24 protein-coding genes are annotated in these 26,897 nt (G+C 68.2%); 20 read left to right on the forward strand and 4 right to left on the reverse strand.

Features of this window, described 5'->3' with window-relative positions; genetic code table 11:
- Position 1: 1 nt before the first annotated feature.
- The 5 genes from FHS55_RS21385 to FHS55_RS21405 all read left to right on the forward strand — a co-directional run bounded on the left by FHS55_RS21385 (position 2) and on the right by FHS55_RS21405 (position 4,501).
- A complete protein-coding gene (locus tag FHS55_RS21385; protein WP_183191900.1) occupies positions 2-826 on the forward strand; it encodes an ABC transporter permease in 825 nt (274 codons plus the stop codon).
- Entirely contained in the window at positions 823-1,569 is a 747-nt protein-coding gene (locus FHS55_RS21390; RefSeq protein ID WP_183191901.1) for an ABC transporter ATP-binding protein, read from the forward strand. The genes FHS55_RS21385 and FHS55_RS21390 overlap by 4 nt, the downstream gene beginning before the upstream one ends.
- Before the next feature lie 56 nt (positions 1,570-1,625).
- Entirely contained in the window at positions 1,626-1,844 is a 219-nt protein-coding gene (locus tag FHS55_RS21395; protein ID WP_183191902.1) for a hypothetical protein, read from the forward strand.
- A 244-nt stretch (positions 1,845-2,088) separates the two neighbouring features.
- Positions 2,089-3,243: a polysaccharide biosynthesis/export family protein gene (locus FHS55_RS21400; RefSeq protein ID WP_183191903.1), complete on the forward strand. Its 1,155-nt coding sequence runs from the start codon at positions 2,089-2,091 to the stop codon at positions 3,241-3,243.
- A gap of 112 nt (positions 3,244-3,355) precedes the next feature.
- Positions 3,356-4,501, forward strand: a complete 1,146-nt coding sequence (locus FHS55_RS21405) for a hypothetical protein (protein ID WP_183191904.1) — start codon at positions 3,356-3,358, stop codon at positions 4,499-4,501.
- Positions 4,502-4,511: 10 nt separating this feature from the next.
- Here FHS55_RS21405 and FHS55_RS21410 read toward each other — a convergent pair whose 3' ends face one another.
- Both FHS55_RS21410 and FHS55_RS21415 read right to left on the reverse strand, forming a co-directional pair.
- Positions 4,512-5,969 carry an AMP nucleosidase gene (locus FHS55_RS21410; RefSeq protein ID WP_183191905.1) on the reverse strand — a complete coding sequence of 486 codons (1,458 nt, stop codon included), beginning with the start codon at positions 5,967-5,969 and terminating at the stop codon, positions 4,512-4,514.
- Between the two features lie 88 nt (positions 5,970-6,057).
- On the reverse strand, positions 6,058-7,080 hold the full coding sequence (locus tag FHS55_RS21415) for an LLM class flavin-dependent oxidoreductase (RefSeq protein WP_183191906.1): 1,023 nt from the start codon (positions 7,078-7,080) through the stop codon (positions 6,058-6,060).
- 203 nt (positions 7,081-7,283) lie between these two features.
- Between FHS55_RS21415 and FHS55_RS21420 the strand changes: the two genes are divergently transcribed.
- From FHS55_RS21420 to FHS55_RS21435, 4 genes are read left to right on the forward strand one after another with little or no spacing between them, the layout of a single operon-like run.
- Complete coding sequence (locus tag FHS55_RS21420) at positions 7,284-7,757, forward strand: MarR family winged helix-turn-helix transcriptional regulator (protein WP_246340366.1); 474 nt, start codon at positions 7,284-7,286, stop codon at positions 7,755-7,757.
- Positions 7,754-9,832: an FUSC family protein gene (locus FHS55_RS21425; RefSeq protein ID WP_183191907.1), complete on the forward strand. Its 2,079-nt coding sequence runs from the start codon at positions 7,754-7,756 to the stop codon at positions 9,830-9,832. Before FHS55_RS21420 ends, FHS55_RS21425 begins: the two co-directional genes overlap by 4 nt.
- A gap of 4 nt (positions 9,833-9,836) precedes the next feature.
- Entirely contained in the window at positions 9,837-10,046 is a 210-nt protein-coding gene (locus FHS55_RS21430) for a DUF1656 domain-containing protein (RefSeq protein ID WP_183191908.1), read from the forward strand.
- Positions 10,043-10,942 carry an efflux RND transporter periplasmic adaptor subunit gene (locus FHS55_RS21435; protein WP_183191909.1) on the forward strand — a complete coding sequence of 300 codons (900 nt, stop codon included), beginning with the start codon at positions 10,043-10,045 and terminating at the stop codon, positions 10,940-10,942. Before FHS55_RS21430 ends, FHS55_RS21435 begins: the two co-directional genes overlap by 4 nt.
- Before the next feature lie 43 nt (positions 10,943-10,985).
- On the opposite strand, the gene FHS55_RS21440 is transcribed toward FHS55_RS21435, so the two are convergent.
- On the reverse strand, positions 10,986-12,236 hold the full coding sequence (locus FHS55_RS21440; protein WP_183191910.1) for a cupin domain-containing protein: 1,251 nt from the start codon (positions 12,234-12,236) through the stop codon (positions 10,986-10,988).
- Between the two features lie 572 nt (positions 12,237-12,808).
- On the opposite strand from FHS55_RS21440, the gene FHS55_RS21445 reads away from it, so the two are divergent.
- From FHS55_RS21445 to choX, 5 genes are all read left to right on the forward strand, one after another.
- Positions 12,809-14,389 carry a peptide ABC transporter substrate-binding protein gene (locus tag FHS55_RS21445; RefSeq protein ID WP_183191911.1) on the forward strand — a complete coding sequence of 527 codons (1,581 nt, stop codon included), beginning with the start codon at positions 12,809-12,811 and terminating at the stop codon, positions 14,387-14,389.
- A gap of 105 nt (positions 14,390-14,494) precedes the next feature.
- Positions 14,495-15,418 (forward strand): ABC transporter permease subunit, encoded by a 924-nt coding sequence (locus FHS55_RS21450; RefSeq protein WP_183191912.1) that lies wholly within the window; start codon positions 14,495-14,497, stop codon positions 15,416-15,418.
- Positions 15,411-16,577 carry an ABC transporter permease gene (locus FHS55_RS21455; protein ID WP_425485848.1) on the forward strand — a complete coding sequence of 389 codons (1,167 nt, stop codon included), beginning with the start codon at positions 15,411-15,413 and terminating at the stop codon, positions 16,575-16,577. Before FHS55_RS21450 ends, FHS55_RS21455 begins: the two co-directional genes overlap by 8 nt.
- Before the next feature lies 1 nt (position 16,578).
- Positions 16,579-18,255: an ABC transporter ATP-binding protein gene (locus tag FHS55_RS21460; protein WP_210287112.1), complete on the forward strand. Its 1,677-nt coding sequence runs from the start codon at positions 16,579-16,581 to the stop codon at positions 18,253-18,255.
- A 155-nt stretch (positions 18,256-18,410) separates the two neighbouring features.
- Positions 18,411-19,355, forward strand: a complete 945-nt coding sequence (choX, locus tag FHS55_RS21465) for a choline ABC transporter substrate-binding protein (RefSeq protein WP_183191915.1) — start codon at positions 18,411-18,413, stop codon at positions 19,353-19,355.
- A 39-nt stretch (positions 19,356-19,394) separates the two neighbouring features.
- Here the strand turns inward: choX and FHS55_RS21470 are convergent, their stop codons facing one another.
- Positions 19,395-20,360, reverse strand: a complete 966-nt coding sequence (locus FHS55_RS21470; protein ID WP_183191916.1) for a GlxA family transcriptional regulator — start codon at positions 20,358-20,360, stop codon at positions 19,395-19,397.
- Between the two features lie 112 nt (positions 20,361-20,472).
- Between FHS55_RS21470 and bcoG the strand changes: the two genes are divergently transcribed.
- The 6 genes from bcoG (at position 20,473) to FHS55_RS21500 (ending at position 26,873) form a co-directional block, all read left to right on the forward strand.
- A complete protein-coding gene (gene bcoG / locus FHS55_RS21475) occupies positions 20,473-21,375 on the forward strand; it encodes a 3-dehydrocarnitine:acetyl-CoA trimethylamine transferase BcoG (RefSeq protein WP_183191917.1) in 903 nt (300 codons plus the stop codon).
- Positions 21,376-21,403: 28 nt separating this feature from the next.
- Positions 21,404-22,954 (forward strand): carnitine 3-dehydrogenase, encoded by a 1,551-nt coding sequence (locus FHS55_RS21480; RefSeq protein WP_183191918.1) that lies wholly within the window; start codon positions 21,404-21,406, stop codon positions 22,952-22,954.
- A gap of 69 nt (positions 22,955-23,023) precedes the next feature.
- Positions 23,024-23,521 carry a peptide deformylase gene (locus tag FHS55_RS21485; protein ID WP_183191919.1) on the forward strand — a complete coding sequence of 166 codons (498 nt, stop codon included), beginning with the start codon at positions 23,024-23,026 and terminating at the stop codon, positions 23,519-23,521.
- A 493-nt stretch (positions 23,522-24,014) separates the two neighbouring features.
- Complete coding sequence (locus FHS55_RS21490) at positions 24,015-24,611, forward strand: D-sedoheptulose-7-phosphate isomerase (protein WP_183191920.1); 597 nt, start codon at positions 24,015-24,017, stop codon at positions 24,609-24,611.
- Complete coding sequence (locus FHS55_RS21495; protein WP_183191921.1) at positions 24,593-25,813, forward strand: HAD-IIIA family hydrolase; 1,221 nt, start codon at positions 24,593-24,595, stop codon at positions 25,811-25,813. The genes FHS55_RS21490 and FHS55_RS21495 overlap by 19 nt, the downstream gene beginning before the upstream one ends.
- A 64-nt stretch (positions 25,814-25,877) precedes the next feature.
- Positions 25,878-26,873, forward strand: a complete 996-nt coding sequence (locus tag FHS55_RS21500) for a GHMP family kinase ATP-binding protein (protein WP_183191922.1) — start codon at positions 25,878-25,880, stop codon at positions 26,871-26,873.
- Positions 26,874-26,897: the final 24 nt, after the last annotated feature.

Below are 26,897 nucleotides of genomic sequence, written 5' to 3' on the forward strand. Positions count from 1 at the left end.
CATGACCTTCAACCCGCTATTCGATGCCTCGCCGCGCCGCCTGCGCCCCGGCCAGATCGCCACGGGCCTGCGCACGCAGGGGCGCGTCATCCTCGCGCTGATGCTGCGCGAGATGCGGCTGCGCTCGGTGCATTCGCGGCTGAGCTACCTGCTGGCGCTGCTGGAGCCGATCCTGCAGCTCACCATGATGATGGGCATTTTCTCGCTGATCGGCCGGCGGCCGGAATTCGGCACCAGCCTGCTCTTGTTCCTGGGCACCGGCATCCTGCCCTTCTTCCTGTTCACCCATGTCTCGGGCCGCACCACCGGGGCGATCCGCGCGAGCGGGCTGGTGCGGGCGCTCACCCCCATCCAGCCACTGGACATCATGGTGGCGCGGGCGCTGCTGGAAACGGCGACGCTGCTCATCGTCGCCATGCTGCTGTTCACCTTCATCTATGCGACCGGCGTCAAGGACGCGATCCCGGTACGCCCGATGCTGGCCATCCAGGGCTTCGCCGCCACCGCGCTGCTCGCCATCGGCGTCGGGCTGATCAACGGGGTGATCGGCGCCTTCTTCCGGCTTTACGCGGTGGTCTACGGCGTGTTCTCGCGCTCGCTCATCTTCCTGTCCGGCGTGTTCTTCGTGCCCGACTTCATGCCCCCGGCCATCCGCTACTGGATCAGCTGGAACCCGCTGCTGCACGGGTTGGAATGGTTCCGCTCCGGCTTCTACCTCACCTATCCCACGCTGACCCTCGACCGCACCTACCTGATCGGCTTCGGCATCGTCTCGCTGCTGATCGGGCTGGCGCTCGAACGCGTGTTCCGCGCGAGGCTGGTATGATGGCGGTGGAGATGCGCGACGTCGCCAAGGGCTATCGCGGCCCGCACGGGCAGGCCCGCGTGTTCGAACATCTCGACGCCGCCTTTCCGCGCGGCGCCTCGGTCGGCATCCTCGGCGCGCGCGGGGCCGGCAAATCGACGCTGATCCGGCTGATCGGCGGCTCCACCCTGCCCGACCGCGGCCGGATCCGCCGCCATGGCGCGATATCGCCGCCGGTGGCGACGACGCAGGCCTATCACGCCGCGCTGACCGGGCGCGAGAACCTGCATTTCGTGGCGCGCGTCAACGGCTTCGACGGCGAGGCGGCAGCCGATTTCGTCGCCCGCTTCGCCCAGCTGGAGGAGGCGATCGACCAGCCGCTGCAGAGCTACACCCGCGACCGGCGCGCCCGCTTCCTGTTCGCCGCCTCCTATGCGCTGCCCTTCGACATCTACCTCGCCGACGAGGTGTTGTTCGGCGGGGCCGGCGCCTTCCGCGCGCGCTGCGTCGAGCTGGTGCAGGCGCGCCGGATGCAGGCGAGCTTCATCTTCACCTCCCGCTCGCCGCAGATGCTGCGCCGCTTCGCGGATATCGGCGCCGTGCTGCACGAGGGCCGGCTGCACATGTTCGAGCGGATCGGCGACGCCATCCGGCTCTTTCGCACCCTCGACGCCAGCGCCGCCGCCGAGCCGGACGACGCGCTGGAGGATGAGGACAGCGAGGCGGAGCGGCTGATCGACGAACCCTTCGGGCCGCCCGCCTGAAGTCACCCCCTCCCCCTCGGCCGGGAATGCCCCAGCCCCAACCTGAAGGAGCCGACATGAGCGATCTTCCCGAAATCAGCCGCGAACTCGAACGTTTCGTTGCCCGCCGCCTCGTGGAATTCGACCAGGCCGCGTGGAAGGAACTCAGCGTGCAGAAGCGCAAGGAGTGCATCCAGGCCGCCCGCCGCGCGCTCAAGGCGGAACGCAACTTCTTCGCCCGCCAGGCCAACACCGCCGCAAGTACCGGCGCGGGCGCGATCTTCGCGGCCGAGTGAGCGACCGCAGGAGCCGGCGCCGGCCTGAGCACCGGTGCCGGCTCCTTCCGGTGATAGTAGTCGCGCCTTACCTTACGTATATCAATGACGGTATTATCGTATATTTCAAGATTACATGCATTTTCTTATGTGCCATAACGATCACACATATTGATTTTGCGAGCCGATTTGATCTTGAAGTATAGAATTGATAACCCCGATCCGGCTTAGTTAAGCTGCATGAAAGCCATAAGGATCGATTGGTTTGATTATCCGGGGTCCGAAGGTCCGCATTGCCGGCCTTGTCCTGCTGAGCATGATGCTCGGCGGTTGCGTGTTTTTCCCCGGCTCCGGGCCGACGACCCAGGAGGTCATGAAGCCGCAGGAGCCGATCGACTATGAAATCATCGACGTCAACGCGGAGGCGGTGAACGCCATGCGCCTGTGGCGCTCGGCGAGCCTTGCCAGCAGCTTCGGCGCGCGCAAGCCGGCCCCCGAGACGCGGGTGAACGTGGGCGATGTCGTGCAGGTCTCGATCTGGGAAGCCAGTTCCGGCGGCCTGTTCGGCGGGCGCGGCGCGGTCGAGGCAGGCTCGGGCAGCGAGACGCTGCCGCCCCAGACAGTGGATCGCGACGGCCGCATCAAGGTGCCCTATGTCGGCGAGGTGCCGGTGGTGGGCAAGCGGCCGAGCGAGATCGCCAGCAGCATCGAGAAGAGCCTCACCGGCAAGGCGATCGAGCCGCAGGTGCTTGTCACCCTGCCGCAGCAGACCTCCGCCTCCGTGGTGGTGGTTGGCGACCTCACGGGCGCAGGCCGGGTGAACCTCAACGTCAAGGGCGACCGGCTGCTCGAGGTAATCGCCCAGGCCGGCGGCATCAAGGCGCCGCCGCACGAGACCTTCGTGCGGGTGACGCGCGGCTCGCGCGCCGCGACGATGCAGCTTTCCGCCGTGCTGGCCAGCCCGGCCGAGGACATCTTCATGCAGCCCGGCGACACGGTCTACGTGTTCCGCCGGCCGCAGACCTTCACCGCGCTCGGCGCGGTCAAGGGCGCGGGCGAGGTGGCGATCGACCGCGAGGACTTCACCGTCGCCGAGGCTGTGGGCTCGTCCGGCGGCCTGATCGACGCGCAGGCCGACCCCAGCGGCGTGTTCATCTTCCGCTATGAGCAGGCGGCCGTGGTGCGGGCCATGGACCCGGATTCGCCGCACCTTTCCGGCAACAGCGCGGTGCCGGTCATCTACCGGCTGAATCTGAAGGATCCCTCGGGCTACTTCATCGCCCGCGCCTTCCCGGTCCGCGTTGGCGACATCGTCTATGTCGCGAACGCGCCCGGCACGGAATTCACCAAGTTCCTGCGCATGGCCCTCATGATCAGCTCGCTCGTCCGCACCAACGACGTGACGTGGTCGGCGGACTGATCGGCCGGCGAACCACGCAAGCCGACGACGATGTCGGACGGGACGTGAGCGCATCACGCCCCGCCCGCCGCGGAAGGTTCGAGGGGGTCCGTGGGGGGCCAGGGAGGACATCATGCGGAAGGGCCTTCATTCGGGAGCGGCGCTCATCGCCTGCCTCGCACTGCCGCTCGCCGCGCCGGTGCGCGCGGCCGAGCCGGTGCCGATCGCCGATTTCATGATCATGGATGTCTGCGTCGATGCGGGCGACCGCATCCTGCCAGGGCTCGTGCCGGGCGATGCCGCCTGCACGCGCCGCCGCGACATAAGGCCGGGCGAGACGCCGCCCTATGAATTGCGCAACTTCCTGAACCCCGGCAATGGCTGCAGCGAGGATGGCGGCACGGTCGCCAAGCTCAACCGGCCGGTCGCGCGGGAGGGCACGACACGCATCGTCTCCTCCACCCTCAACGTGGCGGTAAGTGCCTGTGCCGGCACGCGCGGGCGCCCCGGCGAGGCGGGCGAGGGCGGCGCCTCGATCCAGTGGTATGACGAGGGCTACGGCTTCATCATGGGCAGCTACAGCCCGGTGGCGCTATCCATCTACCAGACGCCGCTATGCCGGGACGGAAGCACCTCGTCGCGGCGCTTCTTCCGCGGCTGGGTGATCGGCCCGGCGGCGGTGCCCGCGGTGGGCGCGACCGGCTTCGGCGTGTTCGAGGGGCGCCTCGCCACCGGGGCGGCCTCCCAGCTCTCGGCCACCTGCCCCACCCGCTACCGGCGGGCGCTGACCACCTGGCTGGTCGCGCCGATGCGCTACAAGTCGGGCCGCGAGCTGGCCTCCATCGTCTCCAGCCATTTCGCGCAGGTCAGCCGCGACGGGCTCTCGCCGGGAGAGACGATGCAGATGGAGCAGACCTACTGGACCCGCGAATTCGGCCTGTCGCGCTGGGAAAAATGGGCGCGGGAGGGCTGGGTGCATCCGCGCAGCGGGCGGCCGGCGGCCGATCTGGCTCGCGAACTCTACCAGCGCGGGCGCTGCAGCGCCCCGGTCGAGGGCAGCTTCGACATCTCCCCGCGCACCCGCTTCGCTCCCGCACCCGGCCATGACGACACGCGCGACGGCGCCTATGTGCGCGCCATTGTCGACCCGCAGACCGGCGCGCGCACGCTCTGGTACATGACGTTGTGCGAGGACTACACCAATATCCACCCGCTGGCCGCCGGGAAGGCGCCGCCCGATGTCTCGCCCATCGCCGACCGCGCCTATTGGAACCCGTGAAGACACCGCGTCAGCGGAAGGGCGGCTCGTCGAACGAGCGCAGCTTGCGCGAATGGATGCTGGCGCCGGCTTCCTTGAGCTTGTCGAGCGCGGCGAGGCCGATCTTCAGGTGCTCGCTGACCGCGCGCTCATAGAAAGCGTTGGCGGCGCCGGGCAGCTTGATCTCGCCGTGCAGCGGCTTGTCGGAGACGCAGAGCAGCGTGCCGTAGGGCACGCGCAGCCGGTAGCCCTGGGCGGCGATGGTACCCGATTCCATGTCCACCGCGATGGCGCGCGAGAGGTTGATGCGGCGGCGCTCCTGGGTCCAGCGCAGTTCCCAGTTGCGGTCGTCCTGCGTCACCACGGTGCCGGTGCGCAGGCGCCGCTTGAGCTGCTCGCCGACCTCGCCCGTCACCGCCGCCGCCGCCTGCTGCAGCGCCACCTGCACTTCGGCCAGCGCGGGGATCGGGATGTCGGGGGGCACCAGCTCGTCGAGGATGCCGTCCTGCCGGAGATAGGCATGGGCCAGCACGTAATCGCCGATCACCTGCGTCTGCCGCAGCCCGCCGCAATGGCCGACCATGAGCCAGCAATGGGGGCGCAGCACCGCGAGGTGGTCGGTCACGGTCTTGGCGTTGGACGGGCCGACGCCGATATTGACCAGCGTCACCCCTTGCCCACCCGGCCGCACGAGATGATAGGCCGGCATCTGGTAGCGGTGCCACGGCGCGCTCATCACCCGCTCCACCGCGTCTCCGTCCAGACCCGCGCGGTCGATCCGCACCCCGCCCGGCGTCACCAGCGCCTCGGCGGTGCCCGCCGCGATCTCGGCGAGGCCGGCGCGCACGAACTGGTCGACATAGCGGTGATAATTGGTGAGCAGGATCCAGGACTGGAAGCACCGCCAGTCCGTGCCGGTATAGTGCACGAGGCGGCGCAGCGAATAATCCGTGCGCACCGCATCGAACAGCGCCAGCGGGCGCGGCTCGCCCTCCACCAGATCGAACGTGCCGTCGGCGATCTCGTCGCCGACCAGCGACAGCAGCGGCGTGGGGAAATGCCGGGCGAGATCGGACGCGGTGACCGTGCCGCGGCCAAGCTCGTCGCCCCCCTCCAGTGCGTAGGGATAGGGAATTTCCTGGTGGCTGATGCCGGTCTCGATCCGCGCGCCATATTCGGCGACCAGCGGGGTCAGCTGGTCGAGCAGGTAGGCGCGGAATTCCGCCGGCTGGGTCACGCTGGTCTGGTGGATGCCCGACACCGCGAATTTCGCATAGCCCCGCTGGCTCTTCACCATCGGGGAGAGGTAGGGCTCGTGCGTCACACGCAGCAGCGGGTAGCGGTAGCGCGCCCGTTCCTCGAGGGTCGGGGCCTGCCCGGTCTCGAAGAAGCGCTGCAGGTCGCCGCGCAGCGCCTCGCGTGCCGCCCGGTAGAGCCTGTCCAGCCGGTCGATGGCCGCCTCGGGAGTAGCCGCCGTCTCGAACATCATCGCATCCCTCGCCTGCCGGCCCTGCTGCTAGCGCGGTTCGCGGCAAAGGTGAAGGGCGCAGCCCGCCAACCGGCCGGCCGTCCCGCGTTCAGCGCCAGCCGAGCGCCGGGGCGACATGGGTGAGGATGGCCTCGATGACATGGGCGTTATACGCGACGCCCAGCTGGTTGGGCACGGTCAGCAGCAGCGTGTCGGCCTCCGCGATGGCCTCGTCCTGCTTCAGCTGCTCGATCAGCCGATCCGGCTCGGCGGCATAGGAGCGGCCGAAGATCGCCCGCGTGCTGGCATCGATGAAGCCGACATGGTCGCTCTCCTGGCCCGAGCGGGCGAAATAGAGGCGGTCGCGCTCGTCCACCAGCGCGAAGATGGAGCGGCTCACCGAGACGCGCGGCGTGCGCGTGTGCCCCGCCTCCTTCCAGGCTTCGCGATAGGCGCGAATCTGTGCGGCCTGCTGCAGGTGAAAGGGCTCGCCGGTCTCGTCATCCTTGAGCGTCGAGCTCTGCAGGTTGAGGCCGAGCTTGGCCGCCCACACGGCGGTGGCATTGGAGCCCGCGCCCCACCAGATGCGCTCGCGCAGGCCTTCCGCATGCGGCTCCAGCCGCAGCAGGCCCGGCGGGTTGGGAAACATAGGGCGCGGGTTGGGTTGGGCGAAGCCCTCGCCCTTCAACGCCTCCAGCAGCACTTCCGCGTGGCGCCGGCCCATGTCGGCATCACTCTGCCCCTCGGGCGGGGCGTAGCCGAAATAGCGCCAGCCATCGATCACCTGTTCGGGCGAGCCGCGGCTGATGCCGAGCTGGAGGCGGCCGCCGGAAATGAGATCGGCGGCGCCGGCATCCTCGGCCATGTACATCGGGTTCTCGTAGCGCATGTCGATCACCGCGGTGCCGATCTCGATGCGGCTCGTCTTCGCGCCGACCGCCGCCAGCAAGGGAAAGGGCGAGGCGAGCTGGCGGGCGAAATGGTGCACCCGGAAATAGGCGCCGTCCGCGCCCAGCTGCTCGGCCGCCACCGCGAGTTCGATGGATTGCAGCAGCGCCTCGCCCGCCGAGCGCGTCCCGGAATTGGCCGAGGGCGTCCAGTGCCCGAATGACAGGAAACCGATCTTCTTCATCACACGCTACCAATATCGACAGGAAAACAGGCCCGGCGCCGGGGCCCGCCACTGGCGGGCAAGGGGCGCGACAGCACAGCTTTACCCCAGACGCCGACGCGGCATCGATCGCCTGCGACACGATCGCGTGATCGGCGCGTGACCCGGCCCGCAGCGCGGCCAACCTACTTGCATTAAAATAATTCGCTTCCTATCAATTAGCCATGAATGATCTTCCGCCCCCCGATCTGATGGCGCTCCAGCGCGCCTTGACCGCGCAGCTTCTGCAGGCCGGGCGGCACTGGCGGCGTTGCGCCGAGCGCGAGCTGGAATCCTACGGCATCTCCGAAGCCTGCGCCGCGCCGCTGCTCTGGGCCGGCCGGCTGGGTGGAGGCGTGCGGCAGGTTACGCTGGCGAGCCATGTGGGAATCGAGGGACCCTCGCTGGTGCGGCTGCTCGACCAGCTTGCCGTCGCCGACCTCATCGAGCGCCGCGACGACCCCACCGACCGGCGCGCCAAGACCATCTGGCTCACCCCGGCGGGCGACGCGCTCGCCGCGCGCATCGAGGACATGCTGGTCGGCGTGCGGGCGCGCGTCCTCGCCGGTTTCGACCACGCGGACCTCGAGGCCGCGCTGCGGGTGCTCAAGGCGTTCGACGAGACATCCGTGCGCTCGCCCGAGGAGGCGCTGCCGTGACCCTGCCGCCATGGCGGGACTGGCTGTTCTCCGGCAAAGCCTTTCTCGCCTCCATGCTCGCGCTCTACATCGCCCTCGCCTTCGACCTGCCCCGCCCCTACTGGGCGATGGCGGCGGTCTATGTCGTGGCCAATCCGCTGGCCGGCGCGACGAGTTCCAAGGGACTTTACCGTGCGCTCGGCACCCTGATCGGCGCGGGCACGGCGGTATTCTTCGTGCCGCTCTTCGTCAACGCGCCGGAATTGCTCTGCCTCGTCGTGGCGCTGTGGACCGGCTGCCTGCTCTACGTCTCCATGCTCGACCGCACGCCGCGCAGCTATGTGTTCATGCTCGCCGGCTACAGCCTGCCGCTGATCGCCCTGCCGGTCGTGGGCACGCCGGAACAGATTTTCGACGTCGCGCTGGCGCGCAGCGAGGAGATCATCATCGGCATCACCTGCGCCACGCTGGTCGGCACCGTGGTGTTTCCCACCAGCGTTGGCACGGCGCTTTCCGCGCGCCTGCGCGGCGTGCTCGGCGATGCCGCTGCCTGGGCGGGGGAAATCCTGCGCGGCGAGGGCGCGCTGCCGGCGACGCCGCTGCGCCGCCAGAAGCTCGCCGCCGACATTGCCGGGCTCGACCTCATCATCAGCCAGCTGTCCTATGACGCCGCCACGCGCGACGTGGTGCCCCAGGCGCGCGAACTGCGCGGCCGGCTGCTCATGCTGCTGCCGCTGCTCTCGTCCCTCGCCGACCGTCTGCACGCGCTGAAGGCGCAGGGGGGCCTCCTCCCGCCGGATCTCGTGGATCTGCTGAACCGCGCGGCCGACCTTCTGGCCGGGCCGCCGGCGGCGGATCCCGCGCAGGTGGACGCGCTTATCGCCGCCATCGCGGCGCTGCGGCCGCAGGAACCGGCCGACTGGAACGACCTGATGAGGACCAGCGCGCTCGACCGGCTCGGCGAGATCCTCGCCCTGTGGAGCGATTGTCTGTGCCTCAACGCCGCCATCGCGCGCGGCCGGCATGCCGGCCCATGGCGGCCGCGCTTCCGCCATCGCAAGGTGGTGGGCCCGGCACGCCATTACGATGTCGGCCTGATGCTGTTCTCCGCCGGTTCCTGCGTGCTCGCCACGCTGGCGGCCTGCGCGTTCTGGATCGCCAGCGGCTGGGGGAACGGGGCGGGCGCGGTGATGATGACCGCGGTCGCCTGTTCCTTCTTCGCGGCGATGGACCGGCCGGCGCCGTTCATCCGTTCCATGGCGATCTGGAGCGGGGTCAGCATCCTGGTCTCGGGCGTCTATCTCTTCGCCATCCTGCCGCTGGTGCATGATTTCGAGATGCTGGTGCTGGTCTTCGCGCCGCCGTTCCTGCTGCTGGGGCTGATGATCCCGCGCCCGCAGCTGACCATGCTGGCCATGCTGATGGCGGTGAACACCGCCTCCTTCGTGGCCATGCAGAACCGCTACAGCGTCGATTTCGGCAGCTTCGCCAATGAGGGGCTGGCGGCCATGGCCGGGCTCACCTTCGCCTTCGTGTGGACGCTCGCCACTCGCCCGTTCGGCGCGGAGATCGCCGCGCACCGGCTGGTTCGCGCCGGCTGGGCGGATCTGGCTGAGACCGCGGCCGGGCGCCAGCGCGGCGATCACGCCACGCTCGCCGGCCGGCTGCTCGACCGGCTGGGCCAGCTCATCCCGCGCCTCGCCGCGATCGACGACCGAGAACTGGCCCGAGTGGACGGGTTCGCCGACGTGCGGGTCGGCTTCAACATCGTCGAACTGCAGAAGACCCGGCGCGCCATGGCCGCTCCCCACCTCACGGCGCCCCACCGCGCGGCGATCGACGCGGTGCTCGCGGGTGTGGCCGCGCTTTATCGCCAGCGCGCCGCCACCCGCCGGATGGTGCCCGCGCCGCCCGAACTGTGCGACGCGCTCGATGAGGCGCTGCGCCTCGTCGCCGCCCGCGAGGGCGGGGAAGCCCGGCGCACGCTCGACGCGCTGGTGGGGCTGCGGCGGGTGTTCTTTCCCGACAGGCCGGGTCCTGCCGGCGATTTCCGGCCGGCGCGGCGAAGCGAACCGATGCTGATGGCCGCGGAGTAGCTCGATGACCGGCGAACTCGATCTCTATGGCGTCTACATTCCCAACCTTCTCGCGCTGATGCTGGCGACGCTGCTGGTGAGCCTCGTGGTGCGGCGGGTGCTGGCCTTTCTCGGCGCCTATGCGCTGGTGTGGCATCGCGGGCTGTTCGACGTCGCCCTTTATGTCGTCCTGCTGCAGGGCCTGTCCCTGCTGTCCCAATGGTGGCTGTCATGACCCTCTCGCTGCGCGGCACGCTCCGCGTCCTCGCCACGCTCGCCCTCGTCCTCGCCGCGCTCGGGGCCGGGCGCGGGCTGTGGTCGCACTACATGGACGAGCCGTGGACGCGCGATGCCAAGGTGCGCGCGGACATCGTGGGCGTCGCCCCGGACGTCACCGGCTTCGTCAGCGAGGTACTGGTGCGCGACAACGCGGCGGTGAAGCAGGGCGACGTGCTGTTCCGCATCGACCGCGCCCGCTTCGCCATCGCGCTGGAACAGGCCGAGGCGGCCCTTGACGGGCGCAAGGCCGCGCTGGAGCAGGCCACGCGCGATCGCCAGCGCTACGAGCAGCTCAAGGACGTGGTGTCGGACCAGAAGACCGAGCAGATGCGGATGTCGGAGAGCGAGGCCTCCGCCGCCTATCGCCAGGCACTGGCCGACCGCGAGCTGGCGCGGCTGAACCTGGAACGCTCGGACGTGAAGGCGCCGGTCAACGGCACGATTGCCAATCTCAACCTGCGGCCCGGCGACTATGTGAGCGCGGGCAAGGCCGAACTCGCGCTGGTCGACACCGATTCCGTGCGGATCGAGGGCTATTTCGAGGAGACCAAGCTGGCGCGCATCCATGTCGGCGCGCCGGTGTCGATCCGCCTGATGGGACAGGACACGCCCTTGCGCGGCCATGTCGAGAGCATCGCCGCCGGCATCGAGGATCGCGAGCGCACGGTGGGCAACGGGCTGCTCGCCAACATCAACCCTACCTTCAGCTGGGTGCGCCTCGCCCAGCGCGTTCCGGTGCGGATCGCGCTCGACGAGGCCGCGGATCCGGCGCGGCTGGTGGCCGGCCTCACCGCCACCGTCTCCGTCGAGACCGACAACCGCGCCCTCGCGACCGCGCCGGGCCGTTCGTGACGCGAGCCGCCCCGTGGGGCGGCCCCATCTTCACGCGGGCGCTTCAGCCGCGCGGCTGGATGCCGACCTGCCCTGTCGGGAAACGGGCGATCACCGCCGGATCGATCCTGAGGTGCTGGGCGACGAGCTCCGGCGGGGCGTGCGAGAGCCAGTCGGCGAGGTCGACCTCCTGGTATTCCGGAGCCCGGAAAATGGTGAGGAACTGCAATTCCTCCGTGCCGGTATTCTCGATGTAATGGCCCTGGCTCTTTGGCACCACGCCGAGATCGCCGGCCTGGAAGTCGATGGTCTGCGCGCGCGGCCCGGTGTTGAACACCGTCATCCGGCCCCGGCCCTTGATCCAGTATTGCCACTCGTCGGCATTGGGGTGCCAGTGCATGCGCCGCAGCGCGCCGGGCTTGAGGGTCTCCAGCGCGGCGGTGATGGTCTTCGAGGCCTTGAACGTGCGACTATCGGCCAGCCGAACCGTGCCGGCCTCGTTGTCCCGCACCGGCTTGGTGCCGCCGAGCGAGAAGGTGAAGGGCTCCGGCGGCTCGCCGCCCGAGGCCACCGCCGCCTGATCGACCGCCAGCGGAGGCGGCTCCTGCCCCTGGAAGATCCACAGGTCCTGCAGCGGGATGTTCTTGAACGCGTCTTCCGGGACGCCGAAATTCTGCGCCAGCACCTTGGGCGGGGTGTGGGCGAACCAGTCGGTCAGCAGCAGCGTGTTGTACTCGGACTGGAAGGCATCGTCGAACACGATGAGGAATTCGCAGCCCTCCGGGCCGAGCCCCTGCAGCGAATGCGGATAGCCGGCGGGGAAGAACCACAGGTCGCCCGGCCCGACGTCGCGCACATAGGGGTGGCCGTCCTTGTCCAGCACGGTGATGCGGCAGCGGCCATTGGTCATCAGCGCCCATTCTCCGGCGAGGTGCCAGTGCATCTCGCGGATGCCGCCGGGCCCGAGCCGCATGTTGACGCCCGAGACCTCCTTGGCGGCGGGAAATTCGGTCGCGGTGATCTGCCGTGCCCAGCCGCCGGCCTGGATGCGCTTGGGCATGATGTTGAAGGAGGACCACATCATCGGCATGTTGCCGACATCGGTGGGTGGGGGGTTCTGGAAGGCGGGGAGCTGCGCCTGCAGTGCCGGGTTCTGCGGGCCGGGATCGGAGAGGGCGCCCGGCGTCGAGTTGATCGCGCCTTCCGGCGGCTGGTCGGGATTGCCGAAGGTGGCGGCGCTGGCGGTGCCCGAGGCGATGGCCGCGCTACCCATGGCACTCAGCGCCAATAGCGTGCGGCGGGAAAGGTCTTCCATGATCCGTGCTCCTGGTTTTCGCAGCCGGGCACCGAAGGGCGAGAGCCCCGCAGTGCATGCAGACCGGCCGAGGGACATGGCGGCGAACGCTCGCGGCGGTCCGTCGCCGCGCTCTCCCCATGCGTTCAAGCTGGGGGAAAGGTACGCGCCAGTCTTTCGGCCCCGCATGGCCCACGAAACGAGCCGTCGAATTGAAAACGACGACGGCACGGCGTCAGCTTCCGCAGCCGAGGAGCATCGAATCATCTACCTTTCCAGTTCGAACGGCACGACTTGACCTCGAACGACGGCCGACAACTCGGATCACCGTCGCCATAAACTACTAAAATACCATAGACAATCGAACTAAAACCGCGCGTCTCACGCCGGAAGCTTTCATAACCCCGGCTTCCACAGGGCTGGCCCCGCCCCCGCGAGGCGCATCGTGCGATTGCGAAAGACCGACCGAGGGTAGATCCTGTTCGACGCTACGTCAGCCCGGCAGCCGCCGGGGGTGGCGGCCTTTCGCTCAATCTGGCGCCATGCTTTACGTTTGAGCAATCCGGCCCCCTCTTCCAGAAAGGGAGTTCAAAATGAACCGATCCCGCTTCCGATCCACCCTTCTAGCCTCCATCCTGCTGGCCGCGTTCAGCCTGCCGGCGGCGGCGGATATGGTCTATAACCGCGGCAATTCGGCCGATCCGGAATCGCTGGACCCGCACAAGACCTCGACCGTCTACGAGGCGCATATCCTGCGCGACCTGTTCGAGGGTCTGGTGATGCAGGACGCCACCGCCAATCTCATTCCCGGCGCCGCGGCGAGCTGGACGGTGTCGCCCGACGGCACGGTCTACACCTTCAAGCTGCGGCCCGACGCGACCTGGTCGAATGGCGAGCCGCTGACCGCCGAGGACTTCGTCTATTCACTGCGCCGCCTCGAGGACCCGGCCACCGGCGCCGAATATGCCTCCATGCTCTACGTCATCAAGAACGGCGAGGAAGTGAACACCGGCAAGGCCAAGCCGGAGACGCTCGGCGTGCGTGCGGTGGACCCGAAGACGCTCGAGATCACGCTGAAATCGCCGACGCCCTATTTTCTCGAGGTGCTGACCCACCAGGCGACCTACCCGGTCAGCAAGGCCTCGATCGAGAAGTTCGGCGCCGAGTGGATCAAGCCCGGCAACCTCGTCTCCAACGGCGCCTTCACGCTGTCCGAGTTCGTGCCGAACGACCACATCAAGCTGTCGAAGAACCCCAAGTTTCATGACGCGGCGAGCGTGAAGCTCGATGCGGTGAACTACATCCCCACCGAGGATCGCTCCACCGCCATCAAGCGCTATGAGGCCGGGGAACTGGATTCCAATGACGACCTGCCGACCGAGCAGCTGGCCGACCTGAAGAAGAAGTTCGGCGACCAGGTGAAGATCGGCCCGTATCTCGGCACCTATTACTACGCCATCAAGACGGACAAGGCGCCATGGACCAACCCGAAGCTGCGCCGCGCCGTCTCGCTGCTGATCGACCGCGACTTCCTCGCCGAGAAGGTGTGGCAGAACTCGATGCTGCCGGCCTATTCCATGGTGCCCCCGGGCATTGACGGCTACACCCCCGCCGAGGCCGACTATGCCAAGACCTCGCAGATCGACCGCGAGGACGAGGCGAAGAAGATCCTCGACGAACTCGGCTACGGCCCGAACAAGCCGCTGAAGCTGGAAATCCGCTACAATACCTCGGAAAACCACAAGAATACCGCCGTGGCCATCCAGGAGCAGCTCAAGCCCTTCGGCATCGAGGTGACGCTGGTCAACACCGATACCAAGACCCATTACGGCCATCTGGAGCAGAAGGGCGACTTCGACTTCGCCCGCGCCGGCTGGATCGCCGACTACAAGGACCCGGAATCCTTCCTCGGCATCTCGCGCAAGGCAAGCGGCAACAACTATTCCAGCTTCAACGACCTCGCCTTCGATAAGCTGATGGACGAGGCCGCAGCCGCCGGCGGCGATCCGGCCGCGCGCATGAAGAAGCTGGCCGAGGCCGAGAAGGAACTGATCGACCAGCTCGGCAACCTGCCGCTGCTCTATTACAGCTACCACGACATCGTGTCGCCCAAGCTCAAGGGCTGGCAGGCGAACGTCATGGACGTTCACCCCTCGCGCTTCATCTCGAAGTGATCACTGTCGAAGTGACCGCCTGACCGCTCTCCGCGGCAAAGCCGGCGGCCGGGACCCGTCCATCCCGCGCCGCCGGCCGCGCCTGCCAGCACGAGGACGACCCCCGTGGCACGCTACGTCCTGCGGCGGCTCTTGACCGCCATCCCGACGCTGTTCCTGATCGTCACCCTCTCCTTCTTCCTGCTGCGCGTCGCCCCGGGCGGGCCGTTCAGCCAGGAACGCGGGCTAAGCGCCGAGGTGAAGGCCAATCTCGAGCGGGTCTACCAGCTCGACGCGCCGCTCTGGCGGCAATATCTCAACTATCTCGCCGACCTGCTGCACGGCAATTTCGGCCCCAGCTACAATTTGCCGGACTTCACCGTGGCCGACCTGTTCCGGGTCGGGCTGCCGGTGTCGATGCAGCTCGGCGCTTCCGCGCTTCTGCTGGCACTGATCATCGGCTCGATCCTCGGCATCCTCGCCGCGCTGCGGCAGAATCGCGGGGTCGATTATGGCGTGGTGGCGCTCGCCACCGCCGGCTCGACCATTCCGACCTTCGTCATCGCCCCGCTCTACCAGCTGGTATTCGCGCTGACGCTCGCCTGGGTGCCGGTGGCCGGCTGGGGCGGGGGCGCGCTGGTCAACAAGATCGGCCCGGTGCTGACGCTGGCGCTACCGCAGATCGCCATCGTCGCCCGCCTCATGCGCGGGGCGATGATCGAGGCGCTCCGCGCCAACCATATCCGCACCGCGCGCGCGCTCGGCCTCACCAGCTTCTCGGTGGTGGTGAAGCACGCGCTGCGCGGGGCGGTGCTGCCGATCATCTCCTATGCCGGCCCTGCCGCCGCGGCGCTGCTGACCGGCTCGGTCGTGGTGGAAACGGTGTTCGCCATTCCCGGCGTCGGCCGCTACTTCGTCGATGCCGCGCTCAACCGCGACTACACGCTGGTGATGGGCACGGTGGTGGTGATCGCGGTCTTCGTCATCGTCTTCAACCTTCTCGTCGACCTCGCCTATGCGCTGGTCGATCCGCGGGTGCGCTATGAGTGACATCACCGTTCCTGCCGCCGGCGACGCCCCCCGGCCGTCGCTCAGCCCCGCCGCGCCGCCGCCGGTCGCCAAGGGGCGCTCGCTGTGGAGCGATGCGTGGCGCCGGCTCACCGCCAACCGCGCCGCCGTGGTCAGCGCCGTCTATCTCGTGGTGATGACGCTGGCCTGCCTCATCGGCCCGCTGGTCACCGGCCACGACTACACGACCATCTACACCGATTATGTGCGCGTGCCGCCCAGCCTCACCCCCTACCCCAAGCAAGACCAGATCGCCGGCGCGCTGGAGGATGTGGTGAAGCGCATGCGGGTCGATCTCGTGGAGTGGCATGAACAGGACGAGCGCGTCAGCGTCACCGTGCGGTCGGCGCGCCCCGTCGATCCGCGCGTGCTGCGCTATTTCGAGCGCTCGCCGAGCTTCCTCGACCCGCGCATCGAGGCGACAGCGCCGGACGGGCTCTCCATGACCCTGAGCGCCGCCGTCGCCCGGCACTATTTCCTGTTCGGCACCGACAATACCGGGCGCGACCTGCTCACCCGCACGCTGATCGCCGGGCGCGTCTCGCTCGCCATCGGCCTGCTCGCCGGGCTCACCGCGGTACTGATCGGCGTCACCTATGGGGCGGCCTCCGGTTTCCTCGGCGGGCGGGTGGACGATGTGATGATGCGCTTCGTCGACATCCTCTATTCGCTACCCTTCATCTTCCTCGTCATCATGCTGGTGGTGTTCTTTGGCCGGAACTTCGTGCTGATGTTCATCGCGGTGGGGGCGGTGCAATGGCTGGACATGGCCCGCATCGTGCGCGGGCAGGCGCTCTCCATCCGCCGGCAGGAATATGTGCAGGCGGCGATGGCGATGGGCGTCTCGCCCGCCGGCATATTGTGGCGGCATGTGGTGCCCAACACGCTCGGACCGGTCGCGGTCTACATGACGCTGCTGGTGCCGCAGGTGATCCTTCTGGAGAGTTTCCTCTCCTATCTCGGCCTCGGCGTGCAGGAGCCGCTCACCAGCTGGGGCGTGCTGATCGCGCAGGGCTCCAAGAACATCCCCTCGGCCAACTGGCTGCTGATCTTCCCCTCGCTCTTCCTGACATCGACGCTGTTCGCGCTGAACTTCCTCGGCGATGGCCTGCGCGATGCGCTCGACCCGAAGGACCGCTGAGATGGAAGCGACCCTGTCCCCCAGCCGCTCATCTTCCGACCGCTCGCCTCCCGACAGTACGCCGCTTTTCGAGGTCAGCGACCTCAATGTCGGCTTCGACACGCCGGATGGCGCGGTCCTGGCGGTGCGCGGCATCCATCTCGCGCTGCATGCCGGCGAGACGCTCGCCGTGGTCGGCGAGAGCGGCTCCGGCAAGAGCCAGACCATGATGGCCGCCATGGGTCTTCTGGCCAAGAACGGCCGCGCCACGGGGAGCGTGCGCTATCGCGGCCGGGAGATTCTCGGGCTGAAGGCAGCCGCGCTGAACGAGGTGCGCGGCGCGAAGATCGGCATGATCTTCCAGGAGCCGATGACCTCGCTCGACCCGCTTTACACCATCGGCAACCAGATCGCCGAGCCGCTGACCCGGCATCTGCGGCTGAGCGGGCGGGCGGCGCGCCAGCGCGCGGTGGAATTGCTGACCCTGGTCGGCATTCCCGATCCCGCCCGCCGGCTCGATGCCTATCCGCACGAGCTTTCCGGCGGCCAGCGCCAGCGCGTGATGATCGCCATGGCGCTCGCCGCCGAGCCGGACGTGCTGATCGCCGACGAGCCGACCACCGCGCTCGACGTGACGGTGCAGGCGCAGATCATCGATCTCTTGCGCACGCTGCAGCGGCGCTTCGGCATGGGCATCGTCTTCATCACCCACGATCTCGGCCTCGCCCGGCACTTCGCCGATCGGGTGGCGGTAATGCGCCACGGCCTCGTGGTGGAGGAAGGCCCGGCGAGCGAGGTGCTCACCGCGCCGAGGGCCGAGTACACGCGCATGCTGCTCGCCGCCGAGCCGACCGGCACCAAGGCGCCCCCGCCGCCCGACGCGCCGATCGTGCTGGAAGCGCAGCGCCTCAACGTCACGTTCAGGATCGGCGGCGGCCTGTTTGCCGGCCCGCCGCTGGTCATCCATGCCGTGAACAATGTCAGCGTCACGCTGCGCGAGGGCCAGACCATCGGCATTGTCGGCGAATCCGGCTCGGGCAAGTCGACGCTGGGGCGGGCGCTGATCCGGCTGATCGAGGCGCAGGGTGACATCCGCCTGTTCGGCGAGCCGGTGAACGCGATCGACGCGCAATCGCTGCGGGCGCTGCGGCGGCAGGTGCAGATCGTGTTCCAGGACCCGTTCGGCTCGCTCTCCCCGCGCATGACCGTGGGCGAGATCATCACCGAGGGTCTGCGCGTGCATGCGCCCGAGCTCGACCGGCGGGCGCGCGAGCGGCGCGCCGTGGAAGCGCTGGAGGATGTCAGCCTCGACCCGGCGTTGCGCAACCGCTACCCGCACGAATTCTCCGGCGGACAGCGCCAGCGCATCGCCATCGCCCGCGCGGTGATTCTGAAGCCCCGCGTGCTGGTGCTGGACGAGCCGACCTCGGCACTCGACCGCTCGGTGCAGAAGGACATCGTCGACCTGCTGCGGCGGCTGCAGGGCGCGCACCGCCTGTCCTATCTCTTCATCAGCCACGACCTCTCGGTGGTGCGCGCGCTGTCGGACTGGATCATGGTGATGCGCGCGGGGCAGCTGGTGGAGGCGGGACCCACCGACGAGGTGTTCCGCGCCCCGGCCGCCGCCTATACGCGCGAGCTGATCGCCGCCGCGTTCGGCCTCGACGAGGCTCACGCGCCGGCGGCGGCGCGCGCCTGAAGCAGGCGTGCACCGAATGCGCGGCCCGGCGAGGCTTGGCTGCGCATTCGGTCATGTGGACTTCGAATGCAGTCAATCAGCTGACGATGCGGGGGGTAGGCTTTTCCTTGCGGTGCCGGTGTCAACGGCATGATCGCCAACACGAGGGAACAGCAATGATTTCACGCCTTTTCGTGGCCTGTGCTGCCTTATCCGCGACGCTCCTGTCGTCTTCGGCCTTCGCCGCCGATCCGGCGACCTGCGCCAAGCCGCGCTTTTCCGATGTCGGCTGGACCGACATCACCGCCACCACGGAGATCGCCCGGCAGTTGCTGGACGGGCTCGGCTACAAGCCGGAAGTCTCGGTGCTCTCGGTCGCCATCACCTTCAAGGCGCTGGAGAACGGCGACCGCGACGTGTTCCTCGGCAACTGGATGCCGCTGCAGGAGCCGACGCAGGTGCCGCTGGTCAAGGCCGGCAAGATCGACATCGTCGCCACCAATCTCGAAGGCGCCCGCATCGGCTTCGCCACCTCCAAGGCCGCCTACGACGCGGGGCTCAAGACCTATGCCGACATCGCCACGTTCAAGGACAAGCTGGGCGGAAAGATCTACGGCATCGAGGCGGGCAGCGGCGCCAACAACACCATCACCAGGATGATCGCGGACAACACGTTCGGCCTGAAGGGCTTCGACCTCGTCGAATCCAGCGAGCAGGGCATGCTCGCCCAGGTCACGCAGAAGATCCGCCAGAAGGAGCCGGTGGTGTTCTTCGGCTGGCGGCCGCATCCGATGAACGTCAACATGCCGATCACCTACCTCGCCGACGGCAATGACGTGTTCGGCCCCCATGACGGCGGCGCCACCGTGGTGACGCTGTCCCGGCCGGGCTATGTGAAGGACTGCCCGAATGTCGGCAAGCTGCTGACCAACCTCGTCTTCGACGTGGCGATGGAAGACCAGCTGATGAGCGACATACTCGACAAGGGCCAGACCGCGGATGTCGCCGTGCGCACCTGGCTCAAGGCCAACCCGGCGGCGGTGGAGCGCTGGCTCGCCGGCGTCACCACGCTGGACGGCAAGCCCGGCACGGCTGCGGTCAAGAGCGGGCTCGGCCTCTGAGCCGACAGCCGGATCGACAAAACCGAAGGGCCCGGTTCGTCACAGCCGGGCCCTTCGTGCGGCCGAGGGCGGCTGGCCGAACTGGCGGCGAAACGCGCGCGACAGCGAGGCGATGGCGGAAAAGCCGGTGCGCTCGGCGATGTCGGCGATTGGCAGGTTGGTGTCCAGCACCAGCCGCCGCGCCGCGTTGAGCCGCAGCGTGACGTAATAGGCGCCCGGCGCGACGTCCACCGTGCGCAGGAACAGCGATTCCAGGCTGCGCGTCGACACGCCCACCCGCCGGGCAACGGCCGCGATGGTCAGCGGCTGGTCGATATGCGTCTCCATGATGCGGATCGCCTCGGCCACGCGCGGCTCGTGCTGGCGGATGCGCCCCAGCGAGACGATGGGCTGCACGTCCGAGCCGGTGCGCACCTCCTCATAGATGTACAGGCTCGCCACATCGAGCGCCGCCGAATAGCCCTGCCGCGCGCGGATCAGCGCCAGCATGCAGTCGAGCGCCGGCGTCGCCCCGCCGGTGGTGAAGACCGGCTCGTCCACCACCCAGCGATCCGGCTGCACGTCGGCATGGGGAAAGCGGGCGGCGAAATCCTCCAGATCCTCCCAATGCGTGGTGGCGCGGCGCCCGTCGAGCAGGCCGGCATAGCCGAGCAGCCACGATCCCGATTCGATGCCGCCGACAATGGCCGAGCGCTTGGCCCCCATGCGGATCGCCTTGAGCACCGGCGCCGACGCATGGGTCGAGACATCGAACGCCGCCACCAGCACCAGCGCGTCCTGGCGCACGGCAGGGTCGAACGCGCCGTCCACCGGAATCGGCAGCCCGCAGCTCGCCACCGGCATCGCCCCGTCGATCGAGGTCAGCCGCCAGCGATAGGCGGGCCGGCCGAGCACGCGGTTCGCCCCGCGCATCGGGTCCAGCGTCGCCGCCAGCGAGAGCAGCGACAGCCCGGAGAAGAGCAGCAGCGTGACGTCGAGCGGCTCGTTGGAATGGGCGAAGATCATGGAAACACGATCGCGACGGCGGTTTCGCAAAAGGAAAAATGCTCTGCGGATCAAGTTGCGTCACATCGGCGCTTTGCCGTCAAGCTCCGGCTCGGCAAGCGTGGAGGTTTCGATGCCGCTTTCGATGAATCGCGAGGTCTTCATCACCTGTGCCGTCACCGGCGCCGGGGATACGGTGGCGAAGTCGCCGCATGTGCCGGTGACACCGCAACAGATCGCGGAAAGCGCCATCGATGCGGCCCGAGCCGGTGCCGCCATCGTGCATTGCCATGTGCGCGATCCGGAAACCGGCGCGGCCTCGCGCCGGGTCGATCTCTACCGCGAGGTGACCGACCGCATCCGCGATTCGGAGGTCGACGTGGTGCTCAACCTCACCGCCGGCATGGGTGGCGACCTGGTATTCGGCGGGGTCGAGAGTCCCTTCCCGCTCAACGCGGCGGCCACCGACATGGCGGGGGCGAGCGAGCGCGTCGCCCATGTCGCGCAGTGCCTGCCGGAGATCTGCACGCTCGATTGCGGCACCATGAATTTCAGCCTCGGCGACTATGTCATGACCAACACGCCCGCCATGCTGCGCGAGATGGCGCGGCAGATGACGGCGCTGGGCGTGCGGCCCGAGATCGAGGCCTTCGACACCGGCCATCTCTGGTTCGCCAAGCAGCTGGCCGAGGAAGGCCTGATCGAGGACCCGGTGCTGATCCAGCTCTGCATGGGCATTCCCTGGGGCGCGCCGGACGACCTCAACACCTACATGGCGATGGTCAACAATGTCCCCGAGAGCTGGACCTTCTCGGCCTTCTCCATCGGCCGCAACGCCATGGCCTACCCCGCCGCCGCCGTGCTGGCGGGCGGCAATGTCCGCGTCGGGCTGGAAGACAACCTCTATGCCGGCAAGGGCCAGCTCGCCACCAACGCGCAGCTGGTGGAGAAGGCGGCCAGCGTCGTCACCAACATGGGCGCGCGCATCCTCGGTCCGGCGGACGTGCGCGCGAAGCTCAAACTCGTGAAGCGCTGAGAGACAGGACCTCGTGAGAGACATGGACATGACGACACCTCCCCCTTGCTCCCCCTCCTCTCTCGCCCCCCTCTCTCGCGTCGCCTGCATCGGCGGCGGCGTCATCGGCGGCGGGTGGATCGCCCGCTTCGTGCTCGCCGGCATCGATGTGAAGGTGTTCGATCCTCACCCGGAGGCCGAGCGGATCGTCGCCGAGGTGCTGGCCAATGCCGAGCGCGCCTATGGCCTGCTCACCGGCGCGCCACTGCCCCCGCGCGGGCGACTGAGCTTCTGCGCCACCGTGGCGGAAGCGGTGGCGCAGGCGCAATGGGTGCAGGAGAGCGTGCCCGAGCGTCTGGACCTCAAACGCCGCGTGTTGGCGCAGATCGACGCCGCCGCGCCGCCGGAAGCGCTCATCGGCTCCTCGACATCAGGCCTCAAGCCGTCCGACCTGCAGGAAGGGCTGGCGCATCCCGAACGGCTGTTCGTCGCCCATCCCTACAACCCGGTTTACCTGCTGCCCCTCGTCGAGATCGTCGGCGGCACCGAGACCGCGCCCGGCACAATCGCGCAAGCGAAGGCGGTGCTGGAAGCCATCGGCATGAAGGGCGTGGTCATCGCCCGCGAGATCGAGGCCTTCGTCGGCGACAGGCTGCTGGAGGCGCTGTGGCGCGAGGCGCTGTGGCTGATCAAGGACGACATCTGCGACGTCGAGACGCTGGACGACGTGATCCGCTATTCCTTCGGCCTGCGCTGGGCGCAAATGGGCCTGTTCCAGACCTACCGCATCGCCGGCGGCGAGGCCGGCATGCGCCATTTCCTCGCGCAGTTCGGCCCGTGCCTCGCATGGCCCTGGAGCAAGCTCACCGACGTGGTCGACCTCGACGACGCGCTGGTGGAGAAGATCGGCGCGCAGTCGGATGCGCAGGCGGACGGCCTGTCCATCCGCGAGCTGGAGCGGATCCGCGACGAGAACCTGGTCGGCATCGTGCAGGCGCTCAAGGCCAGCCGCGAGGGCGAGGGCTGGGGCGCGGGCAAGCTGCTGGCCGATTTCGAGCGACGGCTATGGTCGGCCGCCGGAGATCGCCGGGCGCCGGACGCGCCGGACGCGAGCGCACCGCTGGCGCTGGTCGAGACGCGGGTATCCCCCGCCTGGATCGACTATAATGGTCACATGACCGAGCACCGCTATCTCCAGGTGTTCGGCGATACCACGGATGCGCTGCTGCGCCGGATCGGCGTCGACCTCGCCTATGTCGAGGCCGGCCACAGCTACTACACCGTGGAAACCCACCTGCGGCACCTCGACGAGGCCAAGCTCGGCGAGACGCTACGGGCGACCTGCCAGATTCTCGCCAGCGACGACAAGCGGCTGCACCTGTTCCACCGCCTCTTTGCCGGGCCGGAGGGCCGCGAGATCGCCACCGCCGAGCACATGCTGCTGCATGTCGACACGCAGGCGGGACGCGCCACGCCCGCCCCGGCCGAGGTGCTCGCCCGGCTGGCCCCGCTCGCCGAGGCCCATGCCCGCCTGCCCGCCCCGCCGGCGGCCGGGCGTGCCGTGGGGCAGAAGCGGGCGTCCCTCGCCGCCACCGCCTGAGACGACGTCGTGAAGGGGGCCGGCTGCGCCCCCCTCCCCGCGGCGGCGCAAGCGGGTTAGACAGGGGGCATGGCCGCTCGCCCTCTCGTCCTCTTTCCCGATCCCCGCCTCCGACAGGTCGCCGCGCCGGTGACCCATTTCGACGCCGAGCTTCGGCACCTCGCCGACGACCTCGTCGACACGATGCGGGCGGCGCCCGGCATCGGCATCACCGCCCCGCATATCGGCGTGCCGCTGCGCCTGGTCGCGCTCGAACTGCCGGGCACGAGCGTGCGCTTCTATGCCAACCCGGCCATCCTCTGGCATTCGGTGGAGACGGCGCGCCATGCGGAGGGCAGCGTCTCCATGCCCGGCCACACCGAGGAGGTGGAGCGCCCGGCCCGCGTGCGGGTGCGCTATCAGGACCTCGATGGTCAGGTTCAGGAGGAGGAGGCCGACGGCCTGCTCGCCGTGTGCCATCAGCACGAGATCGACCAGCTCGACGGCATCTTCTGGATCCAGCGCCTCTCACGGCTGAAGCGTGAGAGGCTGGTCAAACGGCACCAGAAGCAATCGGCCGCGCGCTGACTCTCTCTGCGCCTGCGCAGAAGGCAAGGGGAGTGGTGAAACGCCATCCCGCTATGGCGCTTCTCCGCGCGCCGGCGTGGCGACGATTCGATGCCACCCGGCGACATCCCGTCCCTCGCATGCGCGACCCGAGCCCGGCATAAAGCGAATCCTGCGAGCCGATTCTGCGCGAAAGATATGGATGATTCCGTGATTATTGGTCATAATTACGATGTATACAAAAGTATTATCGTTAATATTCACTCCTTACGTTCCTATACAAAATTCAATATTGTTCGAGAGAAATATCGATACTTCAGACGAAATTGAGACTATTATTTGATAACTACATAAGTATTTACTTGAATATCGATCTTCGGCGGTCATCGGAGAGGCTCTAATCATTCCAACAGAGCGCTGGCGTGAAACCTGCGAACCGGCTATGTCAAGGAGGCGCGGTCAGGCGGAAGGATCGCGTGCGAATCCCGGTACGGATCCGGAACGTGGGGAAAGAATGCTGACGGTTTCCACCGACAAGACGGCGGTCATCGCTGCCTATCTGGCCGAGACCGAGCAGGTCATCCGGCGTCTCGCGCCGCTCAGCGGCGGGATCGAAGCCGCCGCCGAGGCCTGGATGACGGCGCTGCGCAACGGCGGCAAGGTGATCTTCTGCGGCAATGGCGGATCGGCGGCGGACGCGCAGCATCTGGCGGCCGAGTTGATGGGCCGCTTCCTGTTCGACCGCGATCCGATGGCGGCCCTGTCGCTCACCGTGGACACCTCGGCGCTCACCGCCATCGGCAATGATTACGGCTTTGAGAACGTGTTCTCCCGGCAGCTGCGCGGCATCGGCCGCGCGGGGGACGTTCTGGTCGGCATGTCCACCAGCGGCAACAGCGCCAATGTCGTGCGCGCCTTCGAGGCGGCGCGGGAGATGGGCATTGTCACCATGGGCCTCACCGGCGAAGGCGGCGGCGCGATGGCCGCGCTGTCGGATGTGCTCCTCGCGGTGCCGCACAAGCAGACGAACCACATCCAGGAAGCCCATATCACCCTCGGGCACCTGATCTGCGCGCTGGTCGAGTCGGCCCTTTGCTCTCCCAAGCGCTGATCCTCTGCGGCGGGCTGGGCACCCGGCTCGGCGAGCTCACCGCCGCGACCCCGAAGCCGATGCTGCCGGTGGCGGGGCGCCCGTTCCTCGACCACCTCATCCAGCAGACGGCGCGCTACGGCATCACGCGCATCGTGTTGCTGGCCGGGCGGTTCGGCGAGCAGATCGTCGCCGCCTATCACGGCCGCACGCTTTATGGCGCCTCCATCGAGGTGGTGGTGGAGCCCGCCCCGCTCGGCACGGGCGGCGCGCTGCGCTTCGCCGCCGACCGGCTGGAACCGGAATTCCTGTTGCTCAACGGCGATTCCTGGATCGACGCCGACCTCACCGGCTTCGCCCGTGCCTGGCGTACGGCCCGGGCCGACGACCCCACACTCGCGGCGCAGATGCTGCTGCAAGTGGTGCCCGATGTCGCCCGCTTCGGCAGCGTGACGCTGGAGGGCAACCGCGTGGTAGCCTTCCTGGAGAAGAACGCGGCGCGCGCCGGCACGGCTGGGCTGATCAATGCCGGCGTCTACCTTCTCACCCGCGACATCGTCGACCTCGTCCCGGAAGGCGTGGCCTGCTCGCTGGAGACCGACGCGCTGCCGCTTCTCGTGGCGCAGCGGCGTGTGGCAGCGGTGACGGCGCCGGAGGGCAGCTATTTCATCGATATCGGCGTGCCCGAGACCTTCGCCCGCGTGCAGACGGAACTGCCGCGCGTGCGCATGCGGCCAGCCCTGTTCCTCGACCGCGACGGCACGCTGAACCGCGATGCCGGCTATACTCACCGGGTCGAGGATCTTGACTGGATGCCCGACGCGCGCGAGGCGATCGCGCATGCCAATGCCGCGGGCTATTACGTCTTCGTCGTCACCAACCAGGCGGGCGTGGCGCGCGGCCTCTATGACGAGGCGGCGATCGCGTCCTTCCATGCGGCGATGCAGGAGCAGCTCGGCGCGATCGGCGGCCATATCGACGCTATCGAATGGTGCCCGCATCATGTGGATGGCACGGTCGATGCTTATCGGCGGGATTGCGACCGGCGCAAGCCCGGGCCCGGCATGATCAACGACCTGCTGGCCGCCTGGCCGGTGGAGCGCGCGCGCAGCGTGCTGATCGGCGACAGCGATACCGACATGGCGGCCGCCGATGCCGCCGGCCTCCGTGCCATTCGCTACCGCGGCGGCTCGCTGCTGGACCTGCTCAAGACGTCGATCTGACCACGACCTTATCTGACCAACAACTTATCTTGCGAAGACTTAGACCGGAACGTCGAGGCATCACATGTGGATCAGCAAGACCCCGTTGCGGGCGAGCTTCCTGGGCGGGGGGACGGACTACCCCTCCCATTTCCGCTCCAACCCGGGCGCGGTGCTGGGCGGCACCATCGACAAATACGTCTATATCCAGGCGCTGCCGCTGTCCGCCGTCGCCGAACAGGCGTTCCGCGTCACCTACCGCACCACGGAAAGCGTGCGGCGGATCGAGGACATCCAGCACCCGGTAGTGCGTGAAGCGCTGAAGCTCTATGGCTGGTCGGCGCCGCTCAACATCGCCACCATGTCCGATCTGCCCGGAAGTACGGGGCTCGGCAGTTCCTCCGCCTTCACGGTGGGCTTCATCAACCTCATCAACCGCATGCGCGGCATCGAGCTGACGCGCTACGAGCTGGCGCGGCAGGCCATCCACATGGAGCAGGACATCCTGCAGGAAAATGTGGGCGTGCAGGACCAGATCCATGCCGCCTTCGGCGGGCTGGCGCGCTACGAGTTCACCGGCGATTCGTTCTCGATCGAGCCGCTGCGGCTGACCACGAGCCGCCTCACCCTGCTCAATTCCTCGCTGCTGCTGGTCTATACCGGTGGGCAGCGCAGTGCCTCGGCGGTGTTGCAGAACCAGGAGCAGCGCACCAAATCCGGCGCCAACGAGGGCTATCTGCGCGAGATGTACGACATGACGCGGGTCGGCGCGAGCCTGCTGGAAGCGCAGGGCGACGACCTCAACACGGTCGTGCGCTTCGCCGAGCTGCTCGACCATGGCTGGAAGCTGAAGCGCCAGCTGGGCTCCTCGGTGTCAAATTCGGCAATCGACGATCTCTATGTGCAGGGCAAGGAGCTTGGCGCCTGGGGCGGCAAGCTCCTGGGCGCCGGCGGGGGCGGGTTCGTGCTGTTCCTGGTGGACCCCAATCTGCGCCCCCTGTTCTCCGACCGGTTCGGCGACGGGAACGTGATACCCGTCTCGCTGACGAATGGCGGGTCGACGGTATCTAATATTCTCTGAGCACGTTGCATCCAGGCGGCGATC

The sequence above is a fragment of the Ancylobacter tetraedralis genome, assembly GCF_014195655.1.
GTDB lineage: Bacteria > Pseudomonadota > Alphaproteobacteria > Rhizobiales > Xanthobacteraceae > Ancylobacter > Ancylobacter tetraedralis.